Source organism: Caballeronia sp. SL2Y3 (assembly GCF_022879575.1).
In the GTDB taxonomy this organism is placed as follows: domain Bacteria; phylum Pseudomonadota; class Gammaproteobacteria; order Burkholderiales; family Burkholderiaceae; genus Caballeronia.
Genome location: NZ_CP084260.1, coordinates 620,994 through 642,346 on the forward strand (window position 1 = coordinate 620,994; position 21,353 = coordinate 642,346).

General features: G+C 65.6%; 19 protein-coding genes. 8 read left to right on the plus strand and 11 right to left on the minus strand.

Annotated features, from left to right (window positions below):
• Positions 1-172 precede the first annotated feature (172 nt).
• The 4 genes from LDZ26_RS02930 to cobU form a co-directional block, all read right to left on the minus strand.
• Positions 173-1,021: a cobalamin-binding protein gene (locus LDZ26_RS02930; RefSeq protein WP_244848084.1), complete on the minus strand. Its 849-nt coding sequence runs from the start codon at positions 1,019-1,021 to the stop codon at positions 173-175.
• Positions 1,022-1,254: 233 nt separating this feature from the next.
• Positions 1,255-2,250, minus strand: coding sequence for a threonine-phosphate decarboxylase CobD (gene cobD, locus LDZ26_RS02935; RefSeq protein ID WP_244848085.1), 996 nt, complete (start codon positions 2,248-2,250; stop codon positions 1,255-1,257).
• Positions 2,243-3,184, minus strand: coding sequence for an adenosylcobinamide-phosphate synthase CbiB (cbiB, locus tag LDZ26_RS02940; RefSeq protein WP_244848086.1), 942 nt, complete (start codon positions 3,182-3,184; stop codon positions 2,243-2,245). The genes cobD and cbiB overlap by 8 nt, the downstream gene beginning before the upstream one ends.
• Positions 3,185-3,205: 21 nt before the next feature.
• Positions 3,206-3,754 (minus strand): bifunctional adenosylcobinamide kinase/adenosylcobinamide-phosphate guanylyltransferase, encoded by a 549-nt coding sequence (cobU, locus tag LDZ26_RS02945; protein ID WP_244848087.1) that lies wholly within the window; start codon positions 3,752-3,754, stop codon positions 3,206-3,208.
• 56 nt (positions 3,755-3,810) lie between these two features.
• On the opposite strand from cobU, the gene LDZ26_RS02950 reads away from it, so the two are divergent.
• The gene (locus LDZ26_RS02950; RefSeq protein ID WP_244848088.1) at positions 3,811-5,283 is read left to right on the plus strand and encodes a cobyric acid synthase; all 1,473 of its coding nucleotides are present in this window, start codon (positions 3,811-3,813) and stop codon (positions 5,281-5,283) included.
• Between the two features lie 5 nt (positions 5,284-5,288).
• Here LDZ26_RS02950 and LDZ26_RS02955 read toward each other — a convergent pair whose 3' ends face one another.
• Positions 5,289-5,705, minus strand: coding sequence for a PaaI family thioesterase (locus LDZ26_RS02955; RefSeq protein ID WP_244848089.1), 417 nt, complete (start codon positions 5,703-5,705; stop codon positions 5,289-5,291).
• A gap of 177 nt (positions 5,706-5,882) precedes the next feature.
• Here LDZ26_RS02955 and LDZ26_RS02960 point away from each other — a divergent pair, with 177 nt between their 5' ends.
• On the plus strand, positions 5,883-6,509 hold the full coding sequence (locus LDZ26_RS02960; RefSeq protein ID WP_244848090.1) for a ParA family protein: 627 nt from the start codon (positions 5,883-5,885) through the stop codon (positions 6,507-6,509).
• Between the two features lie 57 nt (positions 6,510-6,566).
• Here the strand turns inward: LDZ26_RS02960 and panD are convergent, their stop codons facing one another.
• From panD to LDZ26_RS02980, 4 genes are all read right to left on the minus strand, one after another.
• Positions 6,567-6,953 carry an aspartate 1-decarboxylase gene (gene panD / locus LDZ26_RS02965; protein ID WP_244848091.1) on the minus strand — a complete coding sequence of 129 codons (387 nt, stop codon included), beginning with the start codon at positions 6,951-6,953 and terminating at the stop codon, positions 6,567-6,569.
• Positions 6,954-6,967: 14 nt separating this feature from the next.
• A complete protein-coding gene (gene panC / locus LDZ26_RS02970; RefSeq protein WP_175939701.1) occupies positions 6,968-7,801 on the minus strand; it encodes a pantoate--beta-alanine ligase in 834 nt (277 codons plus the stop codon).
• A 72-nt stretch (positions 7,802-7,873) separates the two neighbouring features.
• The gene (locus tag LDZ26_RS02975; RefSeq protein ID WP_175940607.1) at positions 7,874-8,701 is read right to left on the minus strand and encodes a ScpA family protein; all 828 of its coding nucleotides are present in this window, start codon (positions 8,699-8,701) and stop codon (positions 7,874-7,876) included.
• 59 nt (positions 8,702-8,760) lie between these two features.
• On the minus strand, positions 8,761-8,949 hold the full coding sequence (locus LDZ26_RS02980) for a DUF3460 family protein (protein ID WP_175940608.1): 189 nt from the start codon (positions 8,947-8,949) through the stop codon (positions 8,761-8,763).
• A 484-nt stretch (positions 8,950-9,433) separates the two neighbouring features.
• Between LDZ26_RS02980 and LDZ26_RS02985 the strand changes: the two genes are divergently transcribed.
• Together LDZ26_RS02985 and LDZ26_RS02990 are read left to right on the plus strand one after the other, a co-directional pair.
• A complete protein-coding gene (locus LDZ26_RS02985) occupies positions 9,434-11,140 on the plus strand; it encodes an autotransporter assembly complex family protein (protein ID WP_244848092.1) in 1,707 nt (568 codons plus the stop codon).
• Positions 11,141-11,174: 34 nt separating this feature from the next.
• Positions 11,175-15,290, plus strand: coding sequence for a translocation/assembly module TamB domain-containing protein (locus LDZ26_RS02990; protein WP_370650660.1), 4,116 nt, complete (start codon positions 11,175-11,177; stop codon positions 15,288-15,290).
• Between the two features lie 69 nt (positions 15,291-15,359).
• Here LDZ26_RS02990 and metG read toward each other — a convergent pair whose 3' ends face one another.
• Positions 15,360-17,486 (minus strand): methionine--tRNA ligase, encoded by a 2,127-nt coding sequence (metG, locus tag LDZ26_RS02995; protein WP_244848094.1) that lies wholly within the window; start codon positions 17,484-17,486, stop codon positions 15,360-15,362.
• Positions 17,487-17,708: 222 nt separating this feature from the next.
• On the opposite strand from metG, the gene LDZ26_RS03000 reads away from it, so the two are divergent.
• Positions 17,709-17,888, plus strand: a complete 180-nt coding sequence (locus tag LDZ26_RS03000; RefSeq protein WP_244848095.1) for a type II toxin-antitoxin system HicA family toxin — start codon at positions 17,709-17,711, stop codon at positions 17,886-17,888.
• A 35-nt stretch (positions 17,889-17,923) separates the two neighbouring features.
• Positions 17,924-18,343 (plus strand): type II toxin-antitoxin system HicB family antitoxin, encoded by a 420-nt coding sequence (locus tag LDZ26_RS03005; protein WP_244848096.1) that lies wholly within the window; start codon positions 17,924-17,926, stop codon positions 18,341-18,343.
• A 217-nt stretch (positions 18,344-18,560) separates the two neighbouring features.
• Here the strand turns inward: LDZ26_RS03005 and LDZ26_RS03010 are convergent, their stop codons facing one another.
• A complete protein-coding gene (locus LDZ26_RS03010) occupies positions 18,561-19,217 on the minus strand; it encodes an OmpA family protein (protein WP_244848097.1) in 657 nt (218 codons plus the stop codon).
• Positions 19,218-19,476: 259 nt separating this feature from the next.
• Here LDZ26_RS03010 and apbC point away from each other — a divergent pair, with 259 nt between their 5' ends.
• A complete protein-coding gene (gene apbC, locus LDZ26_RS03015) occupies positions 19,477-20,565 on the plus strand; it encodes an iron-sulfur cluster carrier protein ApbC (RefSeq protein ID WP_244848098.1) in 1,089 nt (362 codons plus the stop codon).
• A 119-nt stretch (positions 20,566-20,684) separates the two neighbouring features.
• Positions 20,685-21,230, plus strand: coding sequence for a superoxide dismutase family protein (locus LDZ26_RS03020; protein WP_244848099.1), 546 nt, complete (start codon positions 20,685-20,687; stop codon positions 21,228-21,230).
• Positions 21,231-21,353 lie beyond the last annotated feature (123 nt).

Sequence of the window (21,353 nt, forward strand, 5' to 3'; positions counted from 1 at the left end):
CTTGCCCATGCGCGATTGCCTGTTTCAGCGGCTCATTGCCAAACAAGCTCACGCTCGTACGCAGAGCGCGCCTGGCTTGCGCAACGCAGGACGAACTCGTCTAGGCGCATCTGTCTACCGCCTCCCAACAAAGGCGGCCCGTACGCTCGCATTCGGCCATCCGCCTCCGCTTTCAACGCCGCTTCCGCGCCCCATCCAAATCACGACAAAGCTGCGCCGCTCCGAGCGCCAGCCGCGGCGTCGGCCGATTGATCAGATCGCCGTCGATGCCGAACAGATTGCCACGCGCGACCGCCGTCAGCGACGTCCACTGCTTCCACCGGTCGAGCGCGGGCAACGGGCGGTCGGGCTTCGTCGCGCCGGGCGTCGCGGTCACGATCGCTTCGGGGTTCGCCGCGAGCACGGCTTCGGTCGAAACGGTCGGCACGCGCGGCGCTTCGGCAGCGAACACGTTCACGCCGCCGCATAGCCCGATCACTTCGCTGAACACGTTGTCGCGATTGAGCGTCATCAGCGGATCGTCCCAGACCTGATAGAACACGCGCACCGGCGGCAGTTGCGCGTATTTCGCGCGCAGAGCCGCGATATCGCGCGTGAAAGCCGTCGATGCGGCGCGCGCCGTGTCTTCCGTGCCGAGCAGCGCGCCGAGCTTGTCGATGCTCGCGGGGATGTCGGCCAGATGCTTCGGCTCGCTGAAAAAGAGCGGGATGCCGAGCGCCTTGAGCTTGTCCGTCTGACGCGCGGCATTGCCGTGCCGCCAGACGACGATCAGATCCGGATGCAGCGCGACGATTCGCTCGAGATCGAGCGCCTTGTTGTCGCCGACGCGCGGAATCGACTGCGCTTCCTTCGGATAATCGCTATAGCTGACCGTGCCGACGATGCGCGCGCCGCCGCCCGCCGCGTACAGCAACTCGGTGACATGCGGCGCGAGACTCACGACGCGCGTCGCGGGCGCAGGGAGCGTGACGGGAGCGCCGGTGTCGTCGGTGACGGTCAGCGACGCGTGCGCTTGGTTCATTGCGAGAAGGGCGGCGCATGTGGCGAGACGCAAGTTGAACGTGCGCGTCGTCATGCGGCGATCTGCCCAGGCGCGGGCCATGTCAGTGGGGCGTGGGCGTGATTCATTGGAATGAGGGCGACGCATGCGATTAAGTGCAGTCTCCATGTGCGCGCCTTCATGCGGCGGTCTCCGCTGGCACCGGCAGTTCAACGACGCGTGAGCTCGATTCATCGCGAAGACGGCGAACCAGTTCATCCGACGATCTCCGCAAGCGCGCGTTCAAGCCGCGCCCAGTCGCCTTCGCTGCCCGGCAGACCGATGCGCAGACTCGGCGTCATATCGGACCGCTCGAAGAGCCGCGTCCAGACTCCGCGCATCGCCAGTTCGTGTTGCAGCGACCGCGCCCGCTGCGTTTGCGTCCATGCGAACAGCGGCGTGCCGCGCACATCGAACCCATGTCGCGCGATGATTGCGGCGAGTCGTGCGCCGTCGCGCTGCAAGCGCTCGCGCGTCTCGGCCTGCCACGCGTGATCGGCAAAAGCGGCCATGACCGCATGCCGCGCCGGTCCGCCGACGGTCCACGCGCCCATCGCGTCGCGCAGTTGGTCGAGCAACGCGGGCGCGGCGAGCACGAAGCCCGCGCGGATGCCCGCCAGCCCGAAGAACTTGCCGACCGAACGCAGCACGACGAGACCCTCGCGGGCGGTGTCACTGGCGAGCGACGCGGCGGGATCGGCGTCGGCGAAGGCTTCATCGACGATCAGCGTGCCGCCGCGCGAAGCCAACCGCGCTTGCCAGCGCAGCAGTGTTTTCCGGTCGAGCCGCTCGGCCGTCGGGTTATTCGGATTCGCGACGATCACGTGATCGAGCGACGCAGGCAGCTCCGCGCAGGCGACATCGAGCGTCACGACGCGATGCCCCGCGCGAACGAACGCCGGCGCATATTCGCCGTAGGTCAGCGGCGCGACGCCCACCGTGCCGCGCTCGAGCAGATACGGGAGCGCGCGGATCGCTGTTTGCGAGCCCGCCACCGGCAACGCGAGCGGCGCGCCGTAGTAACGCGCGGCGCAATCGGCGAGTCCGTCGTCGTCTTCGGGCAGGCGTCGCCAGGCGTCGGGCGGCACGGGCGGCACCGGGTAGCCGCGCGGATTGATGCCCGTCGAGAGATCGAGCCAGTCGTCGAGCGGTATCGAATAGCGGCGCGCGGCGTAGCGCAAATTGCCGCCGTGCGGAATCGGATCAGGCATTCGTCGTCACACTCAGGATGGCGAGGACCAGAAAGACGGCGAGCCACAGCAGCACCGAACGGTCGATGAGCCGCAGCGCCGCCACCACATGCCGGGGCGTCGCGTTGTGGCCCGCGCCGAGCGTCGGCCGCGCTTCGAGCACGCCGTGATAGACCGCCGCGCCGCCGATCAGCACGTTCAGGCTGCCCGCGCCCGCGGCCATCACCGGGCCGGCGTTCGGACTGTCCCACGAACGCGCCTGCGTGCGCCAGCAGTGCCACGCCATGCCGGTGTCGCCCGTGAGCGCGTAGCTCGCGGCCGTGAGACGCGCGGGGATGTAGTTGAGCACGTCGTCGAAGCGCGCCGCCGCCCAGCCGAAGCGCAGATAGCGCGGCGTGCGATAACCCCACATCGCGTCGAGCGTGTTCGCGAGCCGGAACGCGAGCGCGCCAGGCCCGCCCGCGATCGCGAACCAGAAGAGCGCGCCGAAGATCGCGTCGTTGCCGTTCTCCAGCGCCGATTCGACCGCCGCGCGCGACAACGCCAGCTCGTCCGCCTCCGACGTATCGCGCGACACGATGCGCGACGTGAGCGCCCGCGCGCCGTCGAGATCGCCGAGACTGAGCGCCCGCGCAATCGGCGCGATGTGTTCGCGCAGACTCTTCGCGCCGAGCGCGAACCACAGCAGCATCACGTGAACGATGCACGCGTACGCGAACGGCAGCACGCTCACGACGAGCCACGCGATGCAAACGGGCGGCGCCACCGCGACGATCCACGCGAGAATCCCCGCCGGCCGCGCGCGATGCCCGGTGTTGAGCCGCGCTTCGAGCTTCGTCGCGAACTGGCCGAACGCGACCAGCGGATGCCGCCCGCGCGGCTCGCCGACGATGCGATCGACGATCACGCCGAGGACGGCGAGCAGCGACATCGCGTAGACGGAAAGAAGGAGCATGACGTTCGACCCTTTAGCCCTTTAGCCCTTTAGCACGAGCGGCAGGCCCGCGACCATCAACATGGCGCGCGTGCTGGCGGCCGCGACGCGCTGGTTCAGCCGGCCGAGCTCGTCGACGTAAAGGCGCGTGACCGAGCCGAGCGGCACCACGCCGAGCCCGATCTCGTTGCTCACGACGATGACCTTGCCGCGCGCATCGGCGAGGGCGCGGTCGAAGGCATCGAATGCTTGGATGGCGGCGGGCGGCAGCGTGGCGGGCTCGTCGAAGGAGGCATCGGGAGGGCAGAGCAGATTCGCGAGCCAGAGCGTGAGGCAGTCGATCAGCACGCACTGTCCCGCGCGATCCGCCTCGCGCAACGCGCCCGCGAGATCGAGCGGCGCTTCGGCGAGCGTCCAGTGCGCGGGCCGGCGCAACCGATGATGCCGCACGCGCTCGGCGAACTCGGCATCGCCGATACGCGCCGTCGCGATATACGTGACGGGCAGGCCGCTTTCGTCGGCGAGGCGTTCGGCGTGCGCGCTTTTGCCGGAGCGAGCGCCGCCGAGAATGAACGTGATGTCGGGGATCATCGCAATATTGTACTGACGGGCTAAGATAGCGCGTCGTTCTTCATGGGAATCCTCCGATGCCCTTCACTCCGCGCGGCACGTTGATGATTCAGGGCACCACGTCCGATGCCGGCAAAAGCACGCTCGTCGCGGGTCTGTGCCGTCTCGCGCGGCGCGGCGGCGCGCGCGTTGCGCCCTTCAAGCCGCAGAACATGGCGCTCAACAGCGCGGTGACGATCGACGGCGGCGAGATCGGCCGCGCGCAGGCGTTGCAGGCGGTCGCGGCGGGCGTGCCGGCGCGCATCGACTTCAATCCGGTGCTGCTCAAGCCGACGAGCGATCGCGGCGCGCAGGTCATCATCCACGGCCACGCGCACGCCAATCTCGACGCGCGCGCTTATCACGCGTACAAAAGCATTGCCTTCGATGCCGTCTTGCAGTCGTACGCGCGCTTGCAGGCCGACTTCGACGCGGTGATCGTGGAAGGCGCGGGCAGTCCCGCCGAGATCAACTTGCGCGACCGCGATATCGCGAACATGGGCTTCGCCGAGCGCGTCGATTGCCCGGTGGTGCTGGTGGCGGACATCGATCGCGGCGGCGTGTTCGCGCATCTCGTCGGCACGCTGGCGTGTCTGTCGGAGAGCGAGCGGGCGCGCGTGCGCGGCTTCGTCATCAACCGGTTTCGCGGCGATATCGGCCTCCTGAAGCCGGGGCTCGACTGGCTCGAAGCGCAGACTGGCAAGCCCGTGCTCGGCGTGCTGCCGTATCTGCATGGCCTCACGCTCGATGCCGAAGACATGCTGCCGCGCGATTCCCGTACGCCGAGTGAAGGCGCGGCGCTGAGGGTGATCGTGCCGGCGTTGCCGCGCATCAGCAATCACACGGACTTCGATGCGCTGCGGGCGCATCCTCAGGTCGATTTCGAGTACGTGCGCGCGGGCGTCGCGCCGCCGCCTGCGGATCTCATCGTGCTGCCGGGGTCGAAAAGCGTGCAGCGGGATCTCGCGTGGCTGCGCGAGCACGGCTGGGATCGCGCGATCACCCGGCATCTTCGATACGGCGGGAAAGTGCTCGGCATTTGCGGCGGCATGCAGATGCTCGGGCGCGAGATCGACGATCCGGATGGCGTGGAAAGCGCGGCGGGGCGTGTTGCGGGTCTCGGCCTGCTCGATCTGTACACGATGCTCACGCCGCAGAAGCAACTGGAGAACGTGAGCGGTCGCTTGTTGGTCGATTCGGATTCAGCGCCCGTGCGTGGCTACGAGATTCACATGGGCCGCACGAGCGGCGCGGCGCTGGACCGGCCCTTGGTCGCGCTGGATTCGGGGCGCGTCGATGGCGCGATATCGGACGATGGACAGATCGCCGCGACGTATCTGCACGGCGTGTTCGATACGCCCGAAGCCTGCGCCGCGCTGCTCGCGTGGGCCGGCGTCGATGATGCCGCGCCGCTCGACTATCCCGCGCTGCGCGAGGCGTCGCTGGAACGTCTCGCGGATGCGTTTGCCGAGTCGCTCGATATGGATGCGGTGGCGGCGTTGTTCGGGTAAGGGCGTCAGTACAGGATCATCTGCGTACACCGAAACATCGCGATCAGCTTGCCGTCGCCATTCGTCACCGTCGCGTCCCACACGTGCGTGCTGCGTCCAAGATGCACGGCGCTGGCCTTCGCGACGATCTTCCCCTCGCGCGCCGTCGAAACGTGGTTGCTCTTGAGTTCGAGCGTCGTGAAATTTTGCGCCTTCTCCGGCAGATGCGCGATGCACGCATAGCCGCAGCACGTATCCGCGAGCCCGACGACGGTCGCCGCGTGCAGAAAGCCGTTCGGCGCGAGCAGTTCCGGGCGGATCACGAGTTCGCCGCTGAGCGCGCCTTCATCGAGCGAAAGCAGCTGGATGCCGAGCAGATCGGGCAGACGGCCTTTCTGGCGGTGGCGCAAGAAGTCGAGCGTGACGTCGGGGCGAAGGGGCATGAGCGGTCATCCGGTCGAGAAGAGAAAGCGCGCGCCATCGGCCAACCGGCCAGCGTGCCGCGCGTGTCGTTTGCCGATATTATCAACGGCTCGAATCATGTATCCGTTCTATAACGACGAAACCGTGCGCGCGGCTTCCGCACTTTCTCGCGCGCCGTACAAATATCAGGACATTCCATGACCGTGATCGTGGTGGCAAATCCGAAAGGCGGCGTCGGCAAAAGCACGCTCGCAACGAACCTCGCAGGCTATTTCGCCGCGAACGGCGAATGGGTCGCGCTCGCCGATCTCGACAAACAGCGCTCGGCGCACGGCTGGCTTTCGCTGCGCGTCGACACGCTGCCGAAAATCGAGGAATGGGGCGTGAATCCCGATGCGCCTACGAAGCCGCCGAAAGGTCTGGAAAAAGCCATCGTCGATACACCGGCCGGCGTACACGGCAACCGGCTAGCGCTGGCGCTGCAACTGGCGGACAAGGTGATCGTGCCGTTGCAGCCGTCCATGTTCGACATTCTCGCGACGCAGGAATTTCTCGCGAAGCTGGCGAAGGAAAAGGCGGTGCGCAAAGGCTCGATACAGGTGGGCGTGGTCGGCATGCGCGTCGATGCGCGCACGCGCTCGGCAGACCAGCTGCATCGTTTCGTGGAAGGGCTCGATCTGCCGGTGCTCGCCTTTCTGCGCGACACGCAGAACTACGTGCAGCTCGCCGCGCACGGTCTCACCATCTGGGATGTCGCGCAAAGCCGCGTCGAGAAGGATCTGGAGCAGTGGCAGCCGATCATCGACTGGGTGCAGAAGAAATGAAAAAAGCCGGCGCTCCTTGACGGATGCGCCGGCTTCGTGGGGCAAAGCTCCGACGATTTACGTCCAGTTCTGCGTCGGCACGTGATCGCGGCTGCCCTTGATGCGGTTGTTGTCGTCCACGAACACGAGATTCGGCTTCCAGCCCGCCGCGATCTCCTTTTCGTCCACCTGCGCAAATGCCGCGATGATGACGAGATCGCCCAGTTGCGCGCGCCGCGCGGCCGACCCGTTCAGCGAAATCATGCCGCTGCCGCGCTCGCCCTTGATCGCGTACGTGGTCAGGCGCTCGCCGTTGTTCACGTTCCAGATGTCGATCTGCTCGTTCTCCAGGAGATTCGCCGCTTCGAGCAGATCCTCGTCGATGGCGCACGAGCCTTCGTAGTGCAGCTCGCAGTGCGTGACCGTCGCGCGATGAATCTTCGATTTGAGCATGGTGCGTTGCATGTTGCGGACTTCCTTCAGATTTCCAGATTGTCGATGAGGCGCGTCGCGCCGAGCTTCGCGGCGGCGAGCACGACGAGCGGCGCATCCGCGTCCGCCTCGCCCGGCGCGAGCAGGTCGGCGCGCTTGCGCACGCTCACGTAGTCGGGCTTCCAGCCGCGCTCGGCGAGCGCGTTCATGGCGTCGCGTTCGAGCGCGGCGATATCGCGGTTTCCCGACAGCACGGCTTCGCGCACGCGCTGCAGTTGCGCGGCCAGCTGCGGCGCCTCGGCGCGCTCGGCAGGCGACAGAAAGCGGTTGCGCGATGACAGCGCGAGGCCGTCTTCGTCGCGCACGGTCTCGGCGGCGACGATCTCCGTCGGCAGCGCGAACTGGTGGCACATCTGCCGCACGATCATCAACTGCTGGTAGTCCTTCTTGCCGAACACCGCGACGCGCGGCTGCACGCACGACATCAGCTTCATCACGACGGTACACACGCCATGAAAGAAGCCGGGGCGGAATTCGCCTTCCAGAATGTCGCCGAGATTGTGCGGTGGATGCACGCGATACTGCTGCGGCTCCGGGTACATGTCCTTCTCGGTCGGCGCAAAGAGCACGTAGACGTTCTCGCTTTGCAGCTTTTCGATGTCGTCCTGCAACGTGCGCGGATATTTGTCGAAGTCTTCGTTCGGCCCGAATTGCAGGCGGTTCACGAAGATGCTCGCGACCACGGGATCGCCATGCTGACGCGCGAGCCGCATCAGCGAGAGATGGCCTTCGTGAAGATTGCCCATCGTCGGGACGAAGGCGGTTCGGTTCTGGCCGCGCAACTGGTCGCGCAGTTCATGGATCGAGCTGATGACTTTCATCGAGCGGGTGTCTCCTGGCGGGCGGCGTGAAAAACGGCTGCCCCGAGGCAAATGTGGGAGAAAAGCGGGTTCTTAGGCAGGAGAGTACGCCAGCCGGACGTAGATGGGCGCATACGGCTCGGCCTGCGTGATTTCGAGCAGCGATTCGCGCGACAACTCCAGCATCGCGATGAAGTTCACGACGACGACCGGCACGCCGCGCGACGTATCGAAAAGCTCCGTGAACTCCATGAAGCGCGCGGTTTGCAGACGGCGCAGGATGATGCTCATGTGCTCGCGCACCGAAAGCTCTTCGCGCGAAATCTTGTGATGCTGCACGAGCTTCGCGCGCTTGATGACGTCGGCCCAGGCGGCGCGCAGGTCGTTCATGTCGACGTCCGGGAAGCGTTGCACCGACGCCTGCTCGATATAGACCTCCGCGCGCAGGAAGTCGCGGCCGAGTTGCGGCAACTGGTCGATGCGCTGCGCTGCGAGCTTCATCTGCTCGTATTCGAGCAGCCGGCGCACGAGTTCGGCGCGCGGGTCTTCGGCGTCCTCGCCGGTGTCGGCTTTCTTGACCGGCAGCAGCATGCGCGACTTGATCTCGATGAGCATGGCCGCCATCAGCAGATATTCCGACGCCAGTTCCAGATTCGACTGGCGAATCTGGTCCACGTAGCCGAGATACTGCGCGGTGACATCCGCCATCGGAATGTCGAGCACGTTGAAATTCTGCTTGCGGATCAGGTAGAGCAGAAGGTCCAGCGGGCCTTCGAACGCTTCCAGAAAGACTTCGAGCGCGTCCGGCGGAATGTAGAGATCCGTCGGCAGCTTCCAGAGCGGCTCGCCGTACAGATGCGCGATCGCGACGCCGTCGATGGTGTCGGGCGTCGAATCGGTCGCCGGCGCGGCGAGCGCCACGTCGCGAGTTTCGCGTGCATCGTCCCGCGCTGCTTGCGGCTCCTGGCCGGCGCTCACGTTCAGAAGTTCTGGTAGTACACGTAAGGCGTCTGCTTCACGCGCGAGGTTTGCTGACGCGCGCGCTCGTCGAGATCGACGGGCTGTTTGTCCCACAGGAGCGCGCGGCCGCGGCGCTGTTCGTCTTCCAGCGTGGGTTTCTGCGCCTTCAGCTGATTGATGAACTGGGTGATGTCCGACTGATACATGATGCGGCTTCCGTTGAGTCGATTCGGTTCGATGAGGGCGGCGCGCCCGGGCAATCGGGCGCGCGAGTTCGTCGGCGATTTTACCGCAAGGAGAGGCGCGGTCCACGCATATCGGCGCTTGCCGCGCTCGCGTGCGGAACCCGCCGGGCCCTCGCGCCGTCCAACGGCGCACGGCTTTCGTGCCGTACCGTGCTTTTTTGCGTCGCCCGCGCGCATCGATGTGGTGAAATAGCGCCTGCGCCGTGCGGCGCGAGCCGCGCCGAAGCCGCACTCGAGCCGTACCGGAAGCACCCGCAGGACCGCTTCACCTTTCGATTCCCACTCATCCCGATGCCGGAGGTCACGTTTGGCGGGGCGTTTGTCTGATTCGCTGCGCGCGCTGCGCAACCTGGCCGCAATACCGCGCACAGCGAAACCGTTTGCGCCTCCTGGCCGCAATCGCCCGGCCGCCGTCGCCGGGTTCCGCCTTGCGTCGGCTGCGCTCGCGGTGCTTGCATTGCTGGCGGCCGCGACGCCCGCCTTTGCGAAATACGACGTGGACATCGACGCACCGCGCAGCATCAAGAAGCTGTTGCAGGATCATCTCGACCTCGCGCGTTTCGCGAAGCGCGACGACGTGAGCGACGACCAGTTCCAGTTCCTCGTCACCGCCACGCCGAAAGACGTGCGCGATCTCGTCGCGACCGAGGGCTATTTCACGCCGGTCGTGCGCACGGACGTCAACACGGCGGGCGAGAAGCGTTCGGTGAAAGTCAGCGTCGATCCCGGTCCGCAGACGAAAGTCGCTTCGGTGGACCTGAAGTTCACGGGCGCGGTGGCGACAGAAGACCGCGCGCAGGAAAACGCCGCGCGGTTCGCGTTTTCGGTCAACGAAGGCGACGCCTTCTCGCAGCACGCGTGGGACGACGCGAAGAGCGCGGCGCTGCGGGCGCTGCAATCGCGCCGCTATCTCGGCGCGCGCATCGTCCGGTCGCAGGCGCGCATCAATCCGCGCACGCAGATGGCGGATCTCTCGGTCACGTTCGACAGCGGCCCGACCTTCACCTTCGGCAAGCTCGATATCAGCGGCACGAAGCGTTATCCGCAGAAGATCATCGAGAACGTGAATCCGATCCACGAAGGCGAAATCTACGACATCGCCCGCGTGAACGAGCTTCAGCGGCAGGTGCAGAACACGCCGTACTATGCGAGCGTCGCGATCGACGCGAGCAACGACGTCACGAAGCCCATCGAGACGCCGCTGCACATCAAGGTGAGCGAGTATCCGTACAACAGCGTGCGCTACGGCGTCGGCTATGCGACGGACACCGGCTTTCACATTCAGGGCGCTTACAGCTATCTGAATACGTTCGGCGCGGCGTACCCGTTCACCATCTCCGGCCGGCTCGACCAGACGCAGCAGTACGGCCGCGTGCAGCTCGCCATGCCGCCGGATTCGCGCGGCTGGGTCAACGCGGTGTTCGGCTCCTACACGATCACGGACGTATCGGATACGAAGATCTACAGCGCGCGCGTCGGCGTGCAGCGTTCGCGCTCGACGCAGAACATCGACACGACGTACTCGCTGACCTTTTACGACGACCGTCTCACGCAGAACGAGCCGAACCCGTCGACCGCGCGCGCGCTCGTGCCCGCGTGGACGTGGGTGCGCCGCGACGTCGACGATCCGCTGTTCCCGCGCCGCGGCAACGTGATCCGGGCGGAGGCGGGCTTCGCCGTGAAAAACGTGATGACCGATCAGACGTTCGCGCGCCTCTACACGAATGCGCAGCAGTACCTGCCGCTCGGCAAGAACGATTTGCTGGTGTTTCGCGCCGAGTTCGGCGGCGTGTTCACGACCGGGCCGTCGAGCGGCGTGCCGGCGTCGCTGCTGTTTCGCGCGGGCGGCGCGAATTCGGTGCGCGGTTATAGCTATCTGGGTATCGGCCACAATGTCTCCGGTTCGGTGTTGCCGACCAAGTACATGGTGACGGGCAGCAGCGAATATCAGCACTGGTTCACGCACGACTGGGGCGGCGCGGTGTTCTTCGACATCGGCACGGCGACCGATACCTGGCACGAGCGCGTGTTTCAGCCGGGCGTGGGCGTCGGCGCGCGCTGGCGCAGCCCGGTCGGGCCGGTCAACGTGGACGTCGCCTACGGCCTGAAGAACAAGAGCATCAAGCCGTATCTGACGCTCGGCATCGCGTTCTGAGCACGCCATGAGCGATCTTCCCGACAACGAACGCATGACGGAACCCGACGCGCAAGCAGGCGGCAATGGCAACGGCAGCGGCGACGCGCCGCAAACTCCGAAGACGCCGCCGCGCCGCAGCGGCGGGCGGCGCGCGCTGCGCTGGCTCGCGGCGCTGGTGCTCGTCGTCCTGATCATCGTCGTGCTGGCGCTCGGCACGGTGTTTTTCGCGCTCACGACCGAGCCGGGCACGCGCTATCTGTGGCAGGCGGCGACCTCGCTCCTCGGCGGCCGGCTCACCGGCAACTTGGACGGCGGCGCGGTCGCCACGGGCCTGCAATTGCGCGATGTCCACTGGAAGAGCCTCGACGGCAAAGGCAGCGATATCGCCGTCGACAGCGTGTCGGGCCGCTGGTCGCTCACGCGCGATCCGCTGCGCTTTACCATCGACTATCTGCATGTCGGCACCATCGACGCGCGCATTGCGCCATCCAACGAGCCGAGCAAGAAGACGGAACTGCCGAAGGACCTGCGCCTGCCGATCCAGCTCGCGATCCGCGATCTGAGCGTCGAAAAACTGCGGCTGCACCAGGGGACGACGACCACCGAATTCTCGCGCCTGCTCTTCAACGGGCGCAGCGACGGCCAGCATCACGAGGCGACGGTGCAGCGTCTCGACACGCCGTTCGGCGCCGTGACGGCGGCCGCGAAGCTCGACGGCGGCGCGCGGCCGTTTCCGCTCACGGGCGATGTGACCTACGCGGGCAAGGTCAGCGGCGAGACGGTGCAGGTCGGCGCGCGCCTTTCGGGTTCGCTCGAAGACCTCGTCGCGGACGTGAATGCGAGCGGCATGAAGCTCGCGGGGCAGGCGCACGTCGAAGCGACGCCTTTCGCCGACGTGCCGCTCAAGCTCGCCATCGTCACCGCCGATCACATCAACCCGCAGGCGTTCAGCGCGGGCGCGCCCGCCGCCGATCTCGCCGTGCGCGCCGAAGTGAAGCCGGTGCCCGACGCGAAAACCTTCGTGGTGAGCGGGCCGGTGTCGATCGTCAACGCGAAGCCCGGTTCCATCGACAAGAAACTGCTGCCGCTCATCGACGCGCGGGCGAACGTGCGGCTCGACGCGTCGGCGCAGCGCATCGCGGACCTGAACGTGCGGCTTCTGAAGAACGCGACGATCACGGGCGGCGGCGCGCTGTCGGGCGGCAACGGACAGTTCGACCTGAACGTGGCGAAGCTCGATCTGAACGCAATCGAGCCGAGCGTGCGCCCGACGGACTTCGCGGGTCCCGTGCGCGTCGTGCTGGCGGGCGATACGCAAACCGTCACCGCCGATCTGAACGATCCGCGCGCCGCCATCCGCGCGCAGGCGAAGGTGAAACTCGATCCGAAAGCGACCACGCTCGACGACGTGAAGCTGATCGTCGGGAAAGGCCGCGTGGAGGCGAGCGGCGCGCTGAAGAAAGACGCGAATTCGAGCTACGACGTGAAAGCGAAGTTCATCGACTTCAATCCGCTTCTGCTCACGCAGCAACTCGTTCAGCCGAAGCCCGCCGCGAAGAAAGGACCGCCGCTGCGCGTGATCGAGGCCCGCGTGAACGGCACGCTGGCCGCCTCGGGCATGCTCGCGCCGACGCTCACCACAAAAGCCACGTTCAAGCTGAACGACAGCACATACGACAACCTGCCGCTCACCGGCGCGGGCACCGTACAGGTGGCGGGCATGCGCATCCTGCCTAGCACGGCGCAGCTTTCGATTGCGGGCAACGATGTCGATCTGAACGGCAGTTTCGGCGCGCCGGGCGACCGGCTGCGCTTTCGCGTCGATGCGCCGCAGCTGGAGCGGCTCGGCTTCGGCATCGCGGGCACCGTGAAGGCGGACGGCGATCTCACCGGCTCGCTCGCGCATCCGAATGTCGCGGCGAACTATCAGGCCGATGGCGTCGTGTTCGGCGCGAACCGGCTCGGCCACGCGGAAGGCCGCGCCGATATCCGCGACGGCGCGAACGGCCCGCTCGTCTTCACGCTCAAGGCGCGCGACGCGAGCACGACGGGCATCGAAGTCGCCACGCTCGACGCCAATCTCAACGGCACGCGCATGCAGCACACGCTCGCGGTCACGGCGACCGGCAAGGTGCAGGGTCAGGCGGTGAATCTGGCGCTCGGCGCGAACGGCAAGTTCACCGACGCCGCCGACGGCCCGCACTGGGACGGCGCCATCACGAAGCTGTCGAACAAGGGCACGCCGTCGGTGAATCTCGAAGCGCCTCTCGCGGTGAGCTACGGGCCGAAGCGCATCGTGCTCGGCGCGACGCGGCTCGTCGCGGAGGGCGCGGTGCTTAGTCTCAAGTCGTTCGCGCTGGAAAACGGGCGCATGCAATCGGCCGGCACGCTCACGAATCTCTCGGTGCCGCGCCTGATGGAAGTGCGGCGCGAGATGACCGGCGAGGAATCGTCGCTGCGCACGGACCTCGTTTTCGACGGCGACTGGAACTTCTCGCTCGGCTCGACCGCGACCGGCTACGCGCAGATCAAACGCCGCGCCGGGGACGTGACCATCGACGGCACGCGCGGCGTCGCGGCGCTCGGCATTTCGGATATCGTCGCGCGTGCGGATTTCACTGGCGGCAATCGCCTGAACGCGACGCTGCACGCGCAGGCAAGCCGCATCGGCGTGATCGACGCGAACGCGCACACGACGCTCGTCACCCGCGACGGCGCGCTCACCGTCGCGGACGATGCGCCGCTCACCGGGGCCATCGACGCGAACATTCCCGAACTGCGCACGACCGGCGGCCTGCTCGGCGCGAACTATCTGCTCGGCGGCAGGCTCGCGCTGAAACTGACGATCGCGGGCATCGTCGCGAAGCCGACGCTCTCCGGTTCGCTGACGGGCGACAACGTGTCGGCGACGGTCGTGGATCAGGGCGTGCAGTTGAAGGACGGCATCATCCGGATTGCGCTGTCGGAGAATCTCGTCGACTTCCGGCAAGTGGAGTTCCACGGCGCGAGCGGCACGTTGCGCGCGACCGGCAAGGTGCGGCTCGACCAGCAGCAGCCCGATCTGACGGCGAGCATCATCGCGGACAAGCTCGAACTCTTCGCGTCGCCGGACCGGCAACTCATGCTCTCGGGCAGCGCGAGCATCGCGAATGCGGGTCTTGCGGGCGGCATGGCGATCAACGGCAAGTTCACCGTCGATCACGGACTCTTCGACTTGCCGGAAAGCTCGGCGCCCGCGCTCGGCGACGACGTCGTGGTCATGCGTCCGGACGGCACGGTGAAGGGCGAGAACGCGAAATCGTTCGAAGCCGCGACGGAGAAACCGGTCGGGCCGTTCACGCCGCGCGCGAATATCGATATCGACCTCGGGCAGCGGTTCCGTTTCAAGGGCGCGGGCGCCGACCTCGGGCTTGCCGGCACGATCACCGCGATGAGCGCGCCGAACATGCCGCTGCGCGCGGTGGGCAACGTGCGCGTGACGCCCGGATCGACCTACACGGCGTTCGGCCGCAAGCTGAACATCGAGAACGGCTTCTTCACGTTCAACGGCCCGGTGACCAATCCCGGCCTCAATATTCTCGCGATGCGCCGCAATCAGGAAATCGAGGCGGGCGTGCAGGTGACGGGCACGGTGCAGTCGCCGGTGGCGAAGCTCATTTCGGAGCCGAACGTGCCGGACAACGAAAAGCTCTCGTGGCTGCTGTTCGGCCATGGCACCGATCAGGGCAACAACATCGGCCAGCAAAGCGCGATGACGAGCGCGCTCGCGCTCATCGGCGGGTCGAGCGGCAAGCGCATCGCGCAGACCTTCGGGCTCGACGAGTTCTCGATCGGATCGAGCGAAGTCGGCCTGACGGATCAGCAAGTGGTGCTGATTTCGAAGGCGATCAACGAGCGGCTCGTGATCGGCTACGAGCAGGGGCTGCAGTCGGCGGCCAACGCGGTCAAGGCGACGCTGAGCCTGTCGCGCTTCTGGTCGGTGACCGCGTATGGCGGCACGTATCAGGGCGTGGATCTGTCGTACACGCGGCGCTTCAATTCGTGGATGCGGCTCTTTGCGTCGAGCTCGCCGGATTCGCGTTCGGCGGAGCAGCCTTCGGCGGCATCGGGCGCGTCGGGCGTGTCGGCGCCGTTCGGGGCATCGGCGACGGCGGTGGATTCGGATTGAGCGCCGGGTCTGGCTGAAAGCAAAAGGGCACGCGGTTTCGCGTGCCCTTTATCTCTCCGCCGACGCGCGTCACTTCACCCGCATGCCCGGCTTCGCGCCGCTATGCGGCTCCAGAATGTAGAGGCCCGGTTCGGCCTTCTCGTCCGTGGCGGATGCGGCGAGCACCATGCCTTCGGACATGCCAAACTTCATTTTGCGCGGCGCGAGATTGGCGACCATCACCGTCAGCTTGCCCACGAGATCCTGCGGCTGATACGCCGACTTGATGCCGGAAAACACGTTGCGCGTCTTCTCCTCGCCGATATCGAGCGTCAGTTGCAGCAGCTTGTCGGAGCCTTCCACGGCCTTGCAATCGACGATCTTCGCGATGCGCAAATCGACCTTCGCGAAATCGTCGATGGAAATGACGCCGGAGTCTTCCTTTTTGATTTCCTGTTTCGCAGCGGCGGTCGCGGCTTCCGGCGCCGCCGGTTGCAGCGATTCCCGATTCGCCGCGAGCAGCGCCTCGATCTGCTTCGGATCGACGCGCGTGGTCAGATGCTTGTACGCGTTGATCGCGTTCCCGGACGAAAGCGGGCGTTCGGCATCGGCCCATGCTAGCGGCGCGATGCCGAGAAACGCTTCCACGGATTCGACGAGCTTCGGCATCACCGGCTTCAGCGCCAGCGAAAGCAGCCGGAACGCTTCGAGGCTCACGCTGCACGTCTCATGCAGCGCGACGGCGTTCGCGGGATCTTTCGCCTGTTCCCACGGCTTCGCCGTATCCACGTATGCGTTGACGGCGTCGGCGAGTTCCATCGTCGTGCGCAGCGCGCGGCCGTATTCGCGCGATTCGTAGAACGACGCGATCTGCGGAATCGCGCCGCGCAGTTGCGCGATAAGCGGATGCTGCATCGCGCTGTCCTGCACGCGGCCATCGAAGCGTTTGATGAGGAAGCCCGCCGCGCGGCTCGCGATGTTCACGTACTTGCCGACCAGATCGCTGTTCACGCGCGCCTGGAAGTCGTCGAGGTTCAGGTCGATGTCTTCCATCGTGCTGTTGAGCTTCGCCGCGAAGTAATAGCGCAGCCACTCCGGATTGATGCCCGTGTCGATCACGCTTTGCGCGGTGATGAACGTGCCGCGCGACTTCGACATCTTCGCGCCGTCCACGGTCAGAAAGCCGTGCGCGAACACGTTCGTCGGCGTGCGGTGGCCGGAGAACTGGAGCATCGCGGGCCAGAACAGCGTGTGGAAATACAGAATGTCCTTGCCGATGAAGTGATACTGCTCGGCCTTCGAGCCGGGCTTCACCCAGGCGTCGAAATTCACGCCGATGCGATCCGCCAGATTCTTGAAGCTCGCGTAATAGCCGACGGGGGCGTCCACCCACACGTAGAAGTACTTGCCCGGCGCGCCGGGAATCTCGAAGCCGAAGTACGGCGCGTCGCGCGAAATGTCCCAGTCGGCGAGCTTGGCTTCGCCCTTGTCGCCGAGCCATTCGCGCATCTTGTTGGTCGCTTCGGCTTGCGCGAGTCCGCCGACCCAGCCGCGCAGGAAGTCTTCGCAACGCGGATCGGACAGGCGGAAGAAGTAATGCGTCGACGTCTTGCGGATGGGCGTCGCGCCCGACACCACCGAATACGGATTGATGAGCTCGGTCGGCTGATACGTGGAGCCGCAGACTTCGCAGTTGTCGCCGTATTGGTCTTTCGCGCCGCATTTCGGGCATTCGCCCTTGATGAAGCGGTCCGGCAGGAACATTTCCTTGACCGGATCGTAGGCTTGCTCGATGTCGCGTGCGTCGATCAGGCCGGCTTGCTGGAGCGCGGTGTAGATGGAGTCGCACAGCACGCGATTTTCTTCGGCGTCGGTCGAATAGTAGTTGTCGAACGAGATGCCGAAGCTGTCGAAATCGCGCTTGTGCTCCTTCCAGACGCGCTCGATCAGCGCTTTCGGCGTGATGCCTTCCTTCTCGGCGCGCAGCATGATCGGCGTGCCGTGCGTATCGTCGGCGCCGACGTAGTAGACCTCGTGGCCGTGCATGCGCAGCGTCCGCACCCAGATGTCGGTCTGAATGTACTCGACCATGTGGCCGATATGAATCTGGCCGTTCGCATACGGAAGCGCGGACGTGACGAGAATCTGGCGGCGGCCGCCTTCGTTGGCCGAAGCGGCGGACGCGGTGACGGTAATCGGTGCTGACGATGCTGACATGGAGGCGCGGCCCGAAGGAGTGCTGGAAGCGGGTGAAAAGGGGAATGTCGATTTTAGCAGGGCGGGCGGGCAGGACGCGCGGCTGCGGGTTGCGCCGGGCAAATCAACCCACCAGGCGAAGCTCGCTACGCGTCACGACAAAATGCAACACAGATGTTGTGCTATGGTTGATCGAGCGACGCGAGAGACGCTGTACTGTGACTTTGGCACTGCAGGAGGCATATGAAGTACAGCGAATTCAAAAGGTGGCTGCGCCAGCAAGGAGCTGAGTTCAAGCCGGCAAAAGGAAGCCGTTTTCGCGTGACCTTGCATGGAAGAACAACGATTTTCCCCGACCATGGAAGCAGGGAAATCGGTACCAAGCTAGTCGAACAGATCAAGAAACAACTGGGATTGAAGTGAAAGAAAGTCTCATGCACGCGGGAGCTGACACAGTCATGTTGTCTTATCCAGTCAACCTGGAGCTCGATACCAACAACAGCTACCTGGTGACGTTCCCCGACATTCCGGAAGCGGTGTCGGTAGGCGACGACGAACAGGAGGCGCTTCTGAATGCGCTGGATGCGCTCGAAAGCGCCATCGAAATTTACTTCGATGAGAAACGCGAATTGCCGCCTCCGTCGAAGCCGCGCAAGGGGCAGGCCGTCGTTACGTTGCCGGCGCTCGTCGTCTCGAAAGTTCTATTGGCTAACGAAATGGTGCGGCAAGGCGTGCGAAAGTCCGAGCTTGCGCGTCGGCTCAACGTTCACATGCCGCAGGTGGACCGGCTGCTGAATCCGCGTCATCCGTCAAAACTCGACGCTATTGAAGCCGCATTGAAGTCGCTGGGCAAGCGCCTCAGCATTTCTCTCGCGTAGGGGCGGCCTGCGCGCGAAACGGCGGATTTACGCCGCCCAAAAAAAACCGGGGTCCAATCGGGCCCCGGAGCAACAACGACAAGAGGAGAATGGCAGGCGATGGCCCAGCCATCCACCCACCATAACGACAGACCAGCGGCGCGCCGGCAAGTTTCAAAAATTTTTCACTCGCCTCTGAAACGGTGCCGGATCACGCCCGTCGCCTCACAGTCAGGTCTTACTGAACCTGGCCCGGCTGCGCCGTCGCGCGCAGATAGATTTCCACGCGACGATTCTGCGCGCGGCCGGCTTCCGTCGAGTTGTCGGCGATCGGCTGGTTCTGGCCCATGCCCTGCGCCGACAGACGCTGCGCCGCGACGCCATGGCTCGAAATATACGACGCCACGCTCTGCGCGCGGTTCTGCGACAGCGTCTGGTTGTACGCGGCCGTGCCGGTGTTGTCCGTATGGCCGACGACGCTCGCGATCAGCTCAGGATGCTGCTGCAACGTTTGCGTGACCGAGTTCAGAACCGGGTCGAACGACGGCTTGATCGCGTAGCTGTTCGTATCGAACGAGATGGAATTCGGGATGTTGACCTTCAGCGAGCCGTCCTGCTGCTCGGTCACCTGCGTGCCGGTGCCCTTCGAGTCGCCGGAAATCTTGTTGCGGATGGACTGCCAGTTGTAGCCGGTGATGCCGCCGACCGCCGCGCCCGTGGCCGCGCCGATCGCCGCGCCCTTGCCGCCGCCGAAAATCGCGCCAATGCCCGCGCCCGTGGCCGCACCGACGCCGGTACCGACCGCCGCGTTGGTGCCTTGCTGCGACGCGCAGCCTGCGACGAGCGCGCCCGCGACGGCGAACACGGACAAACGGGTCAACATCTTCATCTTCATCTTGATCTCCTTGATTCAACAAGCGATTCGACGCCCACGCGCCGACAGTGCGAAAGGGTCTTCGGACGGGCTTTCGGACGAGCCTCTACAATATTGAGAAACGTCCGTTTTTCCCCGGCGATACGTCCCCGGAAAACGACAGCAGCGGCATAGTGCAGCGATTGCCGAGTCGCGCGCAACGGCGCTAACAATTACTTGCAAATTCCTCAGTTTGTTGCACGGCGACGCACGGCAGCAACCCTCGTTCCACGGAGTATCAATGAGCATTGACCGCGCACAGATTGACACCGCACTCGCTAACCTGACCGATCCCAACACCAACCGCAAGTTTGTTGACACCAAGAGCATCCGCAACGTATCGGTCGAAGGCGGCAAGGTTTCGGTGAGCGTCGTGCTGGGCTATCCGGCCAGGACGCAGTTCGCGTTGATCGGCAAACTCGTCGAGGACGCGCTGCGTCAGGTGCCAGGCGTCACCGATACCGCCGTCGACGTTTCTTCGCAAGTGGTCGCGCATGCAGTGCAGCGCGGCGTGAAGCTCTTGCCGAACGTCAAGAACATCATCGCGGTGGCGTCGGGCAAGGGCGGCGTCGGCAAGAGCACGACCGCCGCGAACCTCGCGCTCGCGCTGGCGGCGGAAGGCGCATCGGTCGGCATGCTCGACGCCGACATCTACGGCCCCTCGCTGCCGATGATGCTCGGCATTTCCGGCCGGCCCGAATCGCCCGACAATCAGTCGATGAATCCGCTGACCGGCCACGGCATTCAGGCGAACTCGATCGGCTTTCTGATCGAGCAGGATAACCCGATGGTGTGGCGCGGCCCGATGGTCACGTCCGCGCTCGAACAACTGCTGCGCCAGACCAACTGGAAGGATCTCGATTACCTCGTCGTCGACATGCCGCCGGGCACGGGCGACATCCAGCTCACGCTGTCGCAGAAGGTGCCGGTGACGGGCGCGGTGATCGTGACGACGCCGCAGGACATCGCGCTGCTCGACGCGAAGAAGGGCCTGAAGATGTTCGAGAAGGTCGGCATTCCGATTCTCGGCATCGTCGAGAACATGAGCACGCATATCTGCTCGAACTGCGGCCACGAGGAGCATATCTTCGGCGCGGGCGGCGGCGAGCGCATGGCGAAGGAATACGGCGTGCAGATTCTCGGCTCCTTGCCGCTCGACATCTCGATCCGCGAGCGCACCGACGCCGGCCAGCCGACGGTCGTATCGCAGCCGGAAAGCAGGATTGCGGAGACGTATCGCGCGATTGCGCGGCGCGTCGCGATTTCGGTTGCCGAGCGTCAGCGCGACATGACCTCGAAGTTCCCGAGCATCGTCGTGCAGAACACCTGATCCGCGGCAAAGCGGCCCTCTCGCGCGAGCCTTGTGCGGCGCGGCTCGCGGTATCATGTCGCCTTCGAGACGCGGCAGCGTCGACGCAACGGGTGTCGGCGGGCCGCCGAGAGGATCGCATGAGAGACAGAGTCAACGGGCGGACGCGCTTCGCCTGGTTCGCCTTGTTCGCCGTGGCCGCGGCGGTGTGCAGCGTGCTGCTCGGCGGCTGCGGCATCATCTTCCAGAATCACGAGAAACGGGCGGACGCTACGCTCACGCCCACGCCCGGCAACACGGCGCGCGGCACCGTGACGCTGATCGAGCGCGCCGACGGCGTACAGATTTCGTACAACCTCGTCGATATGCCGCCCAACAGCGACCACGCGCTGCAAGTTCACGAACGCGGCGACTGCATCGCGGTGAACGGCGACGCGAGCCCGGTCTTCGCGCTGCCCTCGGACCGCGGGCGTGCCGGCAGCCGGCTCGAAGGCGAACTCGGCAATATCCACGCGGACGCCACCGGAGCGGCCACCGGCTTTATCGTGGCGACGGACGTGTCGCTCGACGGCGTGCGCTCGGTCATCTCACGCGCGATCATGCTGCACCGCGAAGCGGCCGACCCCTACGCGATGAGCCCGCACAACGTGGGTCCGACGCTTGCGTGCGGCGTCATCCGGCGATAACGGCATCGTCCGAACGGCCGATCTCGCGGCGGGCGTCGTTCCGCGTAAAATACGCGCTTCCATTTTCGTCTGGCCGCACGCGGCCATGCGCCGTTTCACCGCAGGCCTGCAGTCTCGCCCTCT